Annotated in this window: 11 protein-coding genes; 7 read left to right on the top strand and 4 right to left on the bottom strand. The window is 31.0% G+C overall.

Annotation, left to right across the window (positions count from 1 at the left end; genetic code table 11):
• The 3 genes from ABWO04_RS07030 to ABWO04_RS07040 form a co-directional block, all read right to left on the bottom strand.
• A partial coding sequence (locus tag ABWO04_RS07030) for a DUF2795 domain-containing protein (protein WP_353078614.1) occupies nt 1-99 on the bottom strand: 99 nt, incomplete at its 3' end.
• 216 nt (nt 100-315) lie between these two features.
• Entirely contained in the window at nt 316-885 is a 570-nt protein-coding gene (locus ABWO04_RS07035; protein WP_353078597.1) for a cob(I)yrinic acid a,c-diamide adenosyltransferase, read from the bottom strand.
• Between the two features lie 38 nt (nt 886-923).
• Nucleotides 924-1,868 (bottom strand): TerC family protein, encoded by a 945-nt coding sequence (locus ABWO04_RS07040; RefSeq protein WP_353078599.1) that lies wholly within the window; start codon nt 1,866-1,868, stop codon nt 924-926.
• 236 nt (nt 1,869-2,104) lie between these two features.
• Between ABWO04_RS07040 and ABWO04_RS07045 the strand changes: the two genes are divergently transcribed.
• The 3 genes from ABWO04_RS07045 to ABWO04_RS07055 all read left to right on the top strand — a co-directional run bounded on the left by ABWO04_RS07045 (nt 2,105) and on the right by ABWO04_RS07055 (nt 6,087).
• Complete coding sequence (locus tag ABWO04_RS07045; protein ID WP_353078600.1) at nt 2,105-4,294, top strand: glutamine synthetase III family protein; 2,190 nt, start codon at nt 2,105-2,107, stop codon at nt 4,292-4,294.
• A 95-nt stretch (nt 4,295-4,389) separates the two neighbouring features.
• On the top strand, nt 4,390-5,163 hold the full coding sequence (locus ABWO04_RS07050) for an OmpA family protein (protein ID WP_353078602.1): 774 nt from the start codon (nt 4,390-4,392) through the stop codon (nt 5,161-5,163).
• Between the two features lie 57 nt (nt 5,164-5,220).
• Nucleotides 5,221-6,087 carry an OmpA family protein gene (locus ABWO04_RS07055; protein WP_353078603.1) on the top strand — a complete coding sequence of 289 codons (867 nt, stop codon included), beginning with the start codon at nt 5,221-5,223 and terminating at the stop codon, nt 6,085-6,087.
• 581 nt (nt 6,088-6,668) lie between these two features.
• On the opposite strand, the gene ABWO04_RS07060 is transcribed toward ABWO04_RS07055, so the two are convergent.
• Nucleotides 6,669-8,078 (bottom strand): FAD-dependent oxidoreductase, encoded by a 1,410-nt coding sequence (locus ABWO04_RS07060; protein ID WP_353078605.1) that lies wholly within the window; start codon nt 8,076-8,078, stop codon nt 6,669-6,671.
• 174 nt (nt 8,079-8,252) lie between these two features.
• Between ABWO04_RS07060 and ABWO04_RS07065 the strand changes: the two genes are divergently transcribed.
• The 4 genes from ABWO04_RS07065 to ABWO04_RS07080 all read left to right on the top strand — a co-directional run.
• Complete coding sequence (locus ABWO04_RS07065) at nt 8,253-9,431, top strand: AIR synthase related protein (RefSeq protein ID WP_353078607.1); 1,179 nt, start codon at nt 8,253-8,255, stop codon at nt 9,429-9,431.
• Nucleotides 9,432-9,478: 47 nt separating this feature from the next.
• Nucleotides 9,479-9,829 carry a four helix bundle protein gene (locus ABWO04_RS07070; RefSeq protein WP_353078609.1) on the top strand — a complete coding sequence of 117 codons (351 nt, stop codon included), beginning with the start codon at nt 9,479-9,481 and terminating at the stop codon, nt 9,827-9,829.
• Between the two features lie 66 nt (nt 9,830-9,895).
• Nucleotides 9,896-11,425, top strand: coding sequence for a glutamine-hydrolyzing GMP synthase (gene guaA / locus ABWO04_RS07075; RefSeq protein ID WP_353078611.1), 1,530 nt, complete (start codon nt 9,896-9,898; stop codon nt 11,423-11,425).
• Between the two features lie 193 nt (nt 11,426-11,618).
• Nucleotides 11,619-12,005, top strand: a 387-nt coding sequence (locus ABWO04_RS07080; RefSeq protein ID WP_353078613.1) for a lytic transglycosylase, incomplete at its 3' end; no start/stop codon positions are given.

The following is a 12,005-nucleotide window of genomic DNA, read 5'->3' on the forward strand; positions in this document are numbered from 1 at the left end:
TGGTGCTCCAGCTCTGATGGCGTAGTCAATTAATTCGTCTTTTGTAGCAGGCCAAGGCGCATCACTTAAATATGATGCCAATTCTAACGTCCAATACATCTTATTTAGATTTTATAGTTTAATGCAAAAATAAATTTATTACTTAAAAAGACAAGTTTTTTTTGAATTATTTTTTAATAAATTTTAAGAACTTAATTTTCTTAAATTCCAAAATGTAAAAAACAAATTCCAAATAGTTAAAATTCAAATATTTAATTATTTAAAACGTATTCCTTTTTTGGGTTTTGGAATTTATACTTTTGGGATTTCTAAAACTTATTTTCTAGGTATCCACTTTACTTCTTCAGCGTTTAAATCATAAGACAACTTTCGTGCCAATACAAATAAATAGTCAGAAAGTCGGTTTAAATATTTAATTGCAATCTCTGCAACAGGTTCGTTATGGTCTAAATGCACTGCTAAACGCTCGGCTCTTCTGCATACACAACGTGCGATATGACAATATGACACGGTTGTATGTCCGCCTGGCAAAACAAAATGTGTCATTGGAGGCAATGCTTCTTCCATAGCATCAATTTCTTTTTCAAGTAATTCGATATCACTTTCAATTATACCTAAGTTTTGTAAACGTTTTTCACCGTTTTTTAATACTTCTTTTTCAGGTGGTGTGGCTAATATAGCACCAACAGTGAATAAACGGTCTTGAATTTCAATTAAAATATCTTTATAATGTGCATTGAAATCTTGATCACGAATTAACCCAATATGTGAATTTAATTCGTCAACTGTTCCGTAACTTTCAATTCGGATATGGTCTTTTGGTACTCTTGTTCCTCCGAAAAGGGCAGTAGTGCCGGTGTCACCTGTTTTAGTATATATTTTCATTATTTATTTTTTATAGTATTGAATTAGAATAACAAATTTTATTCTTTATTTTTTTGTAATGAAACTACAACCCCAATTGTAATTGATAATGCAATAAATGCTAATGATAACCATTCTGGAAAATATTCTGGGAAGTGATGAATCAATAACATTTTTACACCAACAAAAGTTAAAATAGCAATTAAACTGTATTCAATATAACTAAATTTTTCAATCATATTCGCTAAGAAGAAATACATAGAACGTAATCCTAAAATCGCAAAAATATTAGAACTGAAAACCAAAAACGGGTCAGAAGTAATGGCTAAAATAGCAGGAACACTATCTAATGCAAAAATTACATCCATTACTTCAATAACAATTAATGCAATAAATAAAGGTGTTACATAATTTATGTTTTCTTTTCTAATAAAAAATTTCTGTCCTTCAATTTCGGTATGAACTGGAAATATTTTACCTATTAGCTTATATATTTTAGAATCCTTAGGGTCAAATTCTTCTTCCTCTTTACTAAATAGCATTTTCATAGCTGTAAAAATTAAGAAAGCACCAAAAACGTATATAATCCATTCAAATCTATTGATAAGTGCTACACCTAAAAATATCATTAAACCTCTAAAAACAATAGCGCCTATGATTCCCCAAAATAAAACTCTGTGTTGGTATTTTTGTGGGATTTTAAAGGATGAAAAAATAATGGCTATTACAAAAATATTATCAGCACTTAAGGAAAGTTCTATTAAATATCCAGTAATGAACTTTAATGAGGCGTCTGTTGGTTTTAAATTAGTTGGGTTTTCAATGTGACCTCCGCTGTATAAAAGATAGACCACGCCAGAAAACATAAACGATAATGTTACCCACAAAATAGTCCATTTAGAGGCTTCCTTACTACTAATGATATGAGGATTTTTATTAAAAACACCTAAATCGAGTGCTAAAAATATAGAAATTGCGATTAGAAAAATAATCCAAACTGTCATAATAATTGATTTTTAGCAAATATAAATTAAAATTCAGAAATTTTTAGCTTCATTCAGATTAAAAATGTGATTTTACGTTTTTGTTAGTTTGACCCCTGGTTTTTTCTTTAAAATATATTGAAAATTAAAATATTTTTAATCTACCCCTAAAATTTTAGGGGGTAAGTTTTTTTATTTGTAAATATTTTATACTTTTGTAGTGTAAAATTTAGAAATTAATTTTAAAACCTAACTTTATGGCTACACTTCGTTTCCAAGCTTTAGATAAAGCTACAAGTAGAAAACCAGTTTCTTTTGAAGAAACAGCAAGAAAATCAGAAATTTTTGCTTCTAATGTGTTCAACGACAAATCAATGCGTCAATTTTTAACTCCTGATGCTTATAAAGCAGTTAAAAGCGCTATTGAATTAGGAACAAAAATCGATCGTAAAATTGCAGATTACGTAGCAATGGGAATGAAAGAGTGGGCTTTGTCAAAAGGGGTTACACATTATACACACTGGTTTCAACCATTAACAGGAACTACTGCTGAAAAGCACGATGCTTTTTTCGAAACATCAATGGACGGTTCAGACCCAGTAGAAAAATTTGGAGGTTCGCAATTGGTTCAACAAGAACCAGATGCTTCATCATTTCCAAATGGTGGAATTAGAAATACATTTGAAGCTCGTGGTTATACAGCTTGGGATCCAACATCTCCTGCATTTATTTTTGGTAGTACTTTATGTATTCCTACTGTTTTCGTATCGTATACAGGGGAAGCTTTAGATAATAAAACACCTTTATTAAGAGCATTAAGTGCGATTGATACTGCTGCTACAGAAGTAGCTAAATATTTCGATAAAAATGTTAAAAAAATTACACCAACGTTAGGTTGGGAACAAGAATATTTCTTAATTGATTCTGCTTTAGCAGCTACAAGACCTGATATTATTGCTACTGGTAGAACTTTATTAGGACACACGTCTTCAAAAGGACAACAATTAGATGACCATTATTTTGGTTCTATTCCAACTCGTGTTTTACAATATATGAGAGAATTAGAATACGAATGTATGTTATTAGGTATTCCTGTTAAAACGCGTCATAATGAAGTAGCGCCAGGACAATTTGAATTGGCTCCAATTTTTGAAGAAACCAATTTAGCAGTTGACCATAACTCCTTATTAATGGATGTAATGGAAAAAGTTGCTGAAAGACACGATTTCAAAGTTTTATTCCACGAAAAACCTTTTAAAGGTGTAAATGGTTCAGGTAAACATAACAACTGGTCTTTAGCAACAGATACTGGAATCAATTTATTGTCTCCAGGAAAAACGCCAATGAGTAATTTAATGTTCTTAACGTTTTTTATCAACACAATTAAAGCGGTTCACGATTACGAAGAATTATTAAGAGCGTCAATTGCATCAGCAAGTAACGACCACCGTTTAGGAGCAAATGAAGCGCCACCGGCAATTATTTCTGTGTTTATTGGTCAACAATTAACAAAAGTATTAGCAGAATTAGAAGGTGTTACGAAAGGAAAATTATCTCCAGAAGAAAAAACAGATTTAAAATTAAACGTAGTTGGAAAATTACCAGATGTTTTATTAGACAATACAGATCGAAACAGAACTTCGCCATTTGCGTTTACAGGAAATAAATTCGAATTTAGAGCGGTGGGTTCAACAGCTAACTGTGCCGTTTCAATGACTACTTTAAATTCAATTGTTGCCAAACAATTAATCGACTTCAAAAAAGAAGTTGATGTATTAATTGAAACGAAAGATTTAAAGAAAGACGAAGCGATTTTCAATACGTTAAGAGAATACATAAAAGGTACAAAAGCCATTTTATTTGAAGGTGACGGATATAGCGATGCTTGGGAAAAAGAAGCTAAAAAACGCGGATTAAGTAATCATAAAACTACTCCAGAAGCATTAAAAGCGAAAGTTTCTAAAAAAGCATTTGATTTATTTGCAGAATTAGGTGTAATGAATCACATTGAAGTAGAATCACGTTACGAAATTGAATTAGAAGAGTACACGAAAAAAATTCAAATTGAAGGAAGAGTTTTAGGAGACATAGCTCGTAATCACGTAATTCCTACAGCTATTAAATATCAAAATACGTTAATTGAAAACGTAAAAGGTTTAAAAGATATTTTCGAAAAAGATTTCACAAAAATTGCGAAAGAACAAATTGAGTTAATCAAAGAAATTTCTGCACATATTGAAGGGATCAATCGTAATATTGATGAAATGATTGAAGAACGTAAAAAAGCAAATAATTTAGACAATACGGAAAAAATGGCAGCTGCTTACTGTAATAAAGTAAAACCATATTTTGAAGTAATTCGCGAACACTGCGATAAATTAGAGCTTTTAGTTGATAATGGAATTTGGCCATTAACAAAATACAGAGAATTGTTTTTTATTAAATAATATTTGTTTAGATTTGAAAATGCTTGTTAGAAATAACAAGCATTTTTTTTACAATAATTTTGTCAGTTTTAAGTTATACTAAAAAGTACGATTTTATGAAATCATTAATTATAAGTTTATTTTCTATTTTTTGCTTAACGTCTTTTTCACAAAAAAAGATGACACTTTATTTTGATACCAATTCAAGTGAGCTTAGCCAAAAAGAAATGGTTAAATTCAATGAATTTATGAAAACAAAAGATTTAAAAATTCATAAAGTTATTGGTTTTTGCGATTTGCGTTCTTCTAATAAATATAACGATTCATTAGCATTAGCAAGAGCCAATTTTGTTTCAAGTTTAATTCGATTGTCTTCTTTTAATTCTGTGTTTGAAGTAAAATCTAAAGGAGAAAATTTCAATCAATTGAAAGATTTAGATTTAAACAGAAAAGTAGAAATTCATTTTAAAATAGAAAAAATAGCGCCACCAAAAGTTGTTCCAGAAGAAAGTTTAGGTACACGTATTTCTAAATCTAAAAAAGGTGATAAATTAGTACTTAAAAATTTATTCTTTTACGACAGAACGGATATTTTATATCCAGAATCCTATAAACCTCGGGAAGAATTACTAAAAGCATTGAAAGATAATCCGAAATTAAAGATAGAAATTCACGGTCATATTTGTTGCACGCCCGGAAAAGATAAAGAAGAAATTGCTTTAAAACGATGTGTTGGAACCATTGAATATCTAGTGGTAAACGGAATTGATACATCGAGATTAAGTTATAAAAGCTTCGATGCAGAGCAACCTATTTTTCCCATTCCAGAAAAAAATGAAGAGGAACGAAAAGCGAATCGTCGTATAGAAATTTTAATCGTTGATAAATAAATGGCATAGTTTTTAGTCTATATTTGTGGCTATCAAAATCATAAAACATTCAAAATAATGAAATTTCTATTTGCTTTTGCCTTTTACCTTTTGCCTTTTACCTTTTTTGGTCAAGAAAGTGTTTCGTTTTATTTTGAAAACAATAAATCTGCATTAAATCAAGTCGAATTGACAAAATTGAATAAATGGATTAGTGCCAATCAAAAATCAAAAATTCTTTCTATTACGGGTTCTACGGATGAAGTGGGTTCATCAGGTTACAATGATACGTTATCGCAAAAACGTGTGGATTATATTTTTAATAAAGTAAAACTTTCTGTAAAAATTAGGGAAGATTTTAAATCGATTTCTTTAGGCGAAAAAGGTGCAAAATCGAATAGTAAAGCAGAAAACAGAAAAGCCATTATCGTTTTTTTACAAGAAAAAGATTTAGCTAAAGAGGCATTGTTAATTCAACCAAAAGTAGAGGAGGAAGTTCCAAAAGATAATCCAACAAACGGATTAATTCCAATTGAGGAAAAGGATATGAATTTCCCAGAAGGCGCTACTTTAGAAGAAAAAATTCAATTGTCTCGACCAGGAACTTTAATTGTTTTGCCTGAAATTCAGTTTTATAAAAATTCCTTTGGCATTATGCCTTCTTCTCAAAGAGAAATTTTTGAATTGATTCGAATTATGACAATGAATCCAAAATTATATATTGAGATTCAAGGGCATATTTGTTGTGTGGATAAAGATATTCGAAATTTATCTTTAGATAGAGCCAGACAAGTTAAACGTATTTTACAATCAAATTACATTTTAGAACGTCGTATAAAAGTAAAAGGATTTGGTGTTTCGAAACCAAAATTTGCCATTCCAGAAGCAACTGAAGAACAAGCAGCTGCGAATAGAAGAGTAGAAATTATGATTTTAGAAATGTAAGATAATTAGTCAATGTGCCAATTAGCCAATTTGCTGATTGATTAAATTAGTAGTTTAAGCGATTATAAATATATACCCAATAAAAAATAATAATAATTAATGTATATTTTTTTATATAAAAAATTTTATTCATATTTTAAATTGAATAAAAATTTTGACCCAATATTTAATAGTGTTTGTCTTGTTTTTATAATACAAGGAGTACATTTCTTTTTATTAATGCTTATTTTAAGTAAAATATTTCTATTAGAAATGTATAAATTTAGTAGTGATAACAGCGTTAATAAACTTTATTTTTATCCTATTGGAATTGTATGGTTGTATTTAAATTTTAGATATTTTAAAAAGAAAACTGACATTATAACGGTTGAAAAAACAAGTAAAAAAGAATTGTTTTTATATCTTCTTTTTTGTTTGTTAATACCATTGTATTCTGTTATAATCTTATCAGGTGGAAAAATTTGGAAATTATAAATCTCTTTTTTGTTATCTTAGAATTTATTAATTGATAGATTGCCGTGTTAACTCATCGTCATATTGAAAAATTGGCTAATTATCTAAAAATCTAAAGATCTAACTATCTAAAGATCTATTTTCTTAAATACACTTCCTCTTGGTTCGTTACCTTCAAAAAGAGCTATTTCAGTATGTAAAAATTTCGCCGCTTCTGCAGAATCTTTCACTTTAGTAGCGCTTCGTGATAGCATATCGGATTCAAAATCGTTCAGTACGCTTTTTCGAATTCCAATTTCTTTCCAGTTTGATGATTTCGTACATTTTTTTGTAATTTCTCTTGCCAAAGATAAAGCATCCAACAACGCCTGATTGGCGCCTTGTCCTTTAAATGGACTCATTGGATGTGCTGCATCACCAATTAAAGTTATGTTTTTTCCAGTTTTCAATAATTCAGTTGTTACTATTTCTCTATCGTAAACAGGATAACCTGAAATTTCGGATGCTAAAGTAGCTTTTATAATTTCTGGAATAGGCGTGTGCCAATTTGTCCTTAGTATGGCTTCCTCTTTAAGCGAATTTTTGCCTTTTTTACTTATTTCTTTTGCTGCTTCTTCCGAAATGGGAAAACTAAGTTGCCACATTATAGCCTCTTTAGAATATGGCATCATATATATGCGTTCTTTTCCATTGGCAGTTTGAAATACAGTCGCACCATCGAGTAAAGGGCTTTTTGTATTTTTTAAGGCATTTAGTTTACAAATACCTAAAATCACCATACAATCTAAATATCGTAAAGGTGCAATTTCTTCACCTAACAATAATTTTCTGACTGAACTTCGAATGCCATCTGCACCAACTAAAATATCAGTTTGAACGTTTTTAATTTCACCGTTTACTTGAAAACTCAAATCAATTTTATTTTCAGATTCTTTAAAATCAACAAGTTGATATCCCCATTGCACCTTGTTGTTTTCGTCCAATTGGTTAAGTAAATCGTTACGTAAAGCTTGCCTTGAAATGTGTAAGTTTGAATGTTTTGCTTGTTTTTTTGTATCGGATGGTAACCATTTTCTGAGTCCCCATTCGCCAATTATTTTTCCATCTGAAGTATGAACGATATGTTTTGTAGAAACTATTGCTTCTTTTAATGAAAATAATCCGAAGCCTTTTATTGCTTTACTGGCTTGCTGAAGCGTTAGTCCGTATCCCTGTGATCTGTCTGCAAAACTTTTATCTCTTTCGTAAAGTGTAAATGGAATTCCACGGTGTAAACACGCTACTGCTAAAGCAACACCGCCAATTCCAGCACCGATTATTGACACGTGTGGGTAGTTTTCGTTATCAACTTGAGGAAAATTCACAGAAGGAAGTATACCAGAACCCAAACAACTTTTACAAGCTATTTGTTCGTTTTTAGTTGCGACTTTTTCTTGTTGAATAAGCGACTTTTTAGGTTGTCTCCGATTTTTTTTTCCTTGTCCTTTACAAATTTGACAAACTGACCAACTCGCAAATGAATTTTCTAACTTTTCCAATTCTATTTTTTAATTGTTTGGTATACAACTTAGCTGCAAAGGTTGTAAAAATTTCTGTGATACTATTTAATTCTAAATTGTTTTATTTTGAATTGGCAAATTGTCTCATTATCTTATTGGCACATTACCTAATTATTTATATCTTTGCCAAACACAACAAACAACACTACAATAATGAGTTCTGAAACGAGCCAACGCTACAATTTAAGAGGAGTTTCTGCTTCCAAAGAAGATGTGCATAATGCCATTAAAAACATCGATAAAGGATTGTTTCCGCAAGCATTTTGTAAAATTATCCCGGATTATTTAACACAAGATGAAGATTATTGCATTATTATGCACGCTGATGGCGCGGGTACAAAATCAGCTTTAGCTTATATGTATTGGAAAGAAACGGGCGATGTTTCTGTTTGGAAAGGTATTGCGCAAGATGCGTTAATTATGAATATTGACGATTTATTATGTGTAGGAGCAACCGATAATATTTTGCTTTCATCTACTATAGGAAGAAATAAAAATCTAATTCCAGCCAAAGTCATTTCAGCTATTATTAATGGAACAGAAGAATTAATTGCAGAATTAAAGAAACACGGTGTGACTATCCATTCCACAGGTGGAGAAACGGCAGATGTAGGCGATTTGGTTCGTACGATTATTGTAGATTCTACGGTAACTGCTCGTATGAAACGTGCCGATGTAATTGATAATGCGAATATTCAAGCGGGTGATGTAATTGTAGGTTTAGCCTCATTTGGTCAAGCTTCTTATGAAACAGAATACAATGGCGGAATGGGAAGTAATGGTTTGACATCTGCACGTCACGATGTTTTTGCGAAGTATTTGGCAACTAAATATCCAGAAAGTTTTGATGCTGCTGTTCCAAACGAATTGGTTTATTCGGGTCAAACGATGTTAACTGATGTTGTTAAAAACAGCCCAATTGATGCTGGAAAATTAGTCCTTTCCCCAACCAGAACGTATGCACCAGTTATTAAAAAAATACTATCTAAATACAATTCAAATCAAATTCACGGAATGGTGCATTGCAGTGGAGGTGCCCAAACTAAGGTGCTTCACTTTGTAGACAACGTTCACGTGATTAAAGATAATTTGTTTCCAGTGCCTCCTTTATTTCAATTGATTCAAGAAAATTCTAAAACCGATTGGAAAGAAATGTATCAAGTGTTCAATTGCGGACATCGAATGGAAATTTATGTACCTGCTGAAATTGCACAAGACATTATTGAAATTTCAAAATCATTTAATATCGATGCACAAATTGTAGGTAGAGTGGAAGCATCAGATAATAAAAAGTTAACTATAGTTTCGGAATACGGAACGTTTGAATATTAAAAGTAAAAAGTAAAAAGTAAAAAGTAAAACGAATTAATAGAGAATAAATGAAAGAATATGATTTACTTAAACGAACTTTTAATTTTGGAATTAGTTGCTTAAAATATCTAAGAACATTAGAAACAAACTCTGAAAACAATTTGATTAGATACCAATTAGGTAAATCGTGTACATCAATCGGAGCTAATTACGAAGAAGCTCAAGCAGGCTCATCAAAAGCAGATTTTGTTAATAAAGTCAAAATTGCATTAAGAGAGGCGAGAGAAACCAATTATTGGTTAAGAATTTTAAAAGAATTAAATGATAGTAAAGACAATTCGCTTGATTTATTAATCAAAGAAAGTCAAGAATTGAAAAATATTTTAGGAACAATTGTAGTAAAAACAATAAATAAATAAATAAACTAATAGGATGAGTTTTTTGGATTTTTTTCCTTTTTACTTTTTCCTTTTTACTTAATAAATATGAACAACGTATTAATTTTAGATTTCGGATCACAATATACACAACTAATCGCTCGAAGAGTAAGAGAATTAAACATTTTCTGTGAAATTTTTCCATTCGATAAAATTCCTACCGATTTATCATCCTATAAAGCGGTAATCTTAGGCGGAAGTCCTTGTTCGGTGCGTTCGGAAGAAGCACTTCATCCAGATTTATCTGAAATTAGAGGTAAAAAACCGTTATTGGCGGTTTGTTATGGCGCACAATATTTAGCGCATTTTTCAGGTGGAGAAGTAGCGGCTTCTAACACAAGAGAATACGGAAGAGCAAATTTATCTTACATCAAAGAAAACGAAGTGTTTTTAGAAGGTGTTTCTGATAATAGCCAAGTTTGGATGAGTCATTCCGATTCAATCAAAAAATTGCCAACAAATGGAGTTAAAATAGCCAGTACAAAAGACGTTGAAAACGCTGCGTATAAAATTGAAGGTGAGACTACTTACGCGATTCAATTTCATCCAGAGGTTTACCATTCTACAGATGGGAAACAAATGTTAGAAAACTTCTTGGTTAAAATTGCAAAAGTGGAACAAACTTTCACGCCAAATGCTTTTGTGGAAGAAGTAATTGCAGAGATGAAAGCCAAAATTGGTGACGATAAAGTAGTGTTAGGATTATCTGGCGGAGTTGATTCTACAGTTGCGGCGGTAATTCTAAATAAAGCGATAGGAAGTAATCTGTATTGTATTTTTGTAAATAACGGATTATTACGTAAAAACGAATTCCAAAGTGTTTTAAACCAATACAAAGGAATGGGATTAAACGTTAAAGGTGTTGATGCTTCTCAGCTTTTTTATGATGCATTAGCTGGACTTGATGATCCTGAAGCGAAGCGCAAAGCAATTGGAAACGCTTTTATAGAAGTTTTTGACGATGAAGCCAATCAGTTAAAAGATGTAAAATTTTTAGGTCAAGGTACAATTTATCCCGATGTAATTGAATCGGTTTCAGCTACGGGCGGACCATCAGCGACTATAAAATCGCATCATAATGTAGGTGGTTTACCTGATTTTATGAAATTGCAAATTGTAGAACCTTTACGAATGTTATTTAAAGATGAAGTGCGTAGAGTAGGTGCTACATTAGGAATTGATCCTGAGTTATTAGGTCGTCATCCTTTCCCTGGACCTGGTTTGGCTATTCGTATTTTAGGAGATATTACACCAGAAAAAGTAGCTATTTTACAAGAAGTAGATGCTGTTTTCATCAACGGATTAAAAGAACACGGTTTGTACGATAAAGTTTGGCAAGCTGGAGCTATTTTATTACCTGTAAATAGTGTAGGTGTGATGGGTGATGAGCGTACGTATGAAAAAGTAGTGGCGTTACGAGCTGTTGAATCTACAGACGGAATGACAGCTGATTGGGTACATTTACCGTATGAGTTTTTAATGAAAATATCGAATGAAATTATCAATAATGTTCGTGGGGTGAATCGTGTAGTATACGATATTAGCTCGAAACCACCAGCAACTATTGAATGGGAATAAAAAAGAAATTACAATATCAAAAAACAATGGCAATGTCAATATTTAATTAAAAATTTGACATTGCTTTTTTATTTTTCAAATGTTGTAATTGAAATAATAATGCTTATTTTTGAAAAGTGATATTGAATCTGATTTTGTCATTATTTAACTTGGCATTGAATTTGATTTGTAATAAAAACACAAACTTACCCATATGAAAAAAGCATATTTTGTATTAATATTATTTTTAGTGAGTTATTTAAATTATGCTCAAACCAAACATACCGTTACTAAAGGTGAAACACTTTATAGTATTTCAAAAAAATATAATGTTTCTACTGAAGACATTCTAAAAGCCAATCCAGAAGTTAAATCCGGTGTTCAAGAAAATAGTATTCTTACCATTCCAAAAGCTGCAATAATAGATTTATCTACGCCAAATAAACATATTATTCAGTCTAAAGACACAAAATATTCGGTATCCAAAAAATATGGAATTTCAATTGAAGAGTTGGAAAAACTAAATCCAGAAATAGGAACTGAGTTTGAAATTGGAACCGAAATTCGATTAAAAAAAGGAGTTGTTTTGTCTTTGCCAAAA

It is taken from the genome of Flavobacterium sp. (genome assembly GCF_040382755.1).
Lineage (GTDB): Bacteria > Bacteroidota > Bacteroidia > Flavobacteriales > Flavobacteriaceae > Flavobacterium.

Excerpts from the sequence above, each read along its gene's own strand:
- ABWO04_RS07055 (WP_353078603.1), top strand. The coding sequence starts at position 5,221 with ATGAAATTTCTATTTGCTTTTGCCTTTTACCTTTTGCCTTTTACCTTT.
- ABWO04_RS07045 (WP_353078600.1), top strand. The coding sequence starts at position 2,105 with ATGGCTACACTTCGTTTCCAAGCTTTAGATAAAGCTACAAGTAGAAAA.
- guaA (WP_353078611.1), top strand. The coding sequence starts at position 9,896 with ATGAACAACGTATTAATTTTAGATTTCGGATCACAATATACACAACTA.
- ABWO04_RS07070 (WP_353078609.1), top strand. The coding sequence starts at position 9,479 with ATGAAAGAATATGATTTACTTAAACGAACTTTTAATTTTGGAATTAGT.
- ABWO04_RS07050 (WP_353078602.1), top strand. The coding sequence starts at position 4,390 with ATGAAATCATTAATTATAAGTTTATTTTCTATTTTTTGCTTAACGTCT.
- ABWO04_RS07040 (WP_353078599.1), bottom strand. The coding sequence starts at position 1,868 with ATGACAGTTTGGATTATTTTTCTAATCGCAATTTCTATATTTTTAGCA.
- ABWO04_RS07035 (WP_353078597.1), bottom strand. The coding sequence starts at position 885 with ATGAAAATATATACTAAAACAGGTGACACCGGCACTACTGCCCTTTTC.
- ABWO04_RS07065 (WP_353078607.1), top strand. The coding sequence starts at position 8,253 with ATGAGTTCTGAAACGAGCCAACGCTACAATTTAAGAGGAGTTTCTGCT.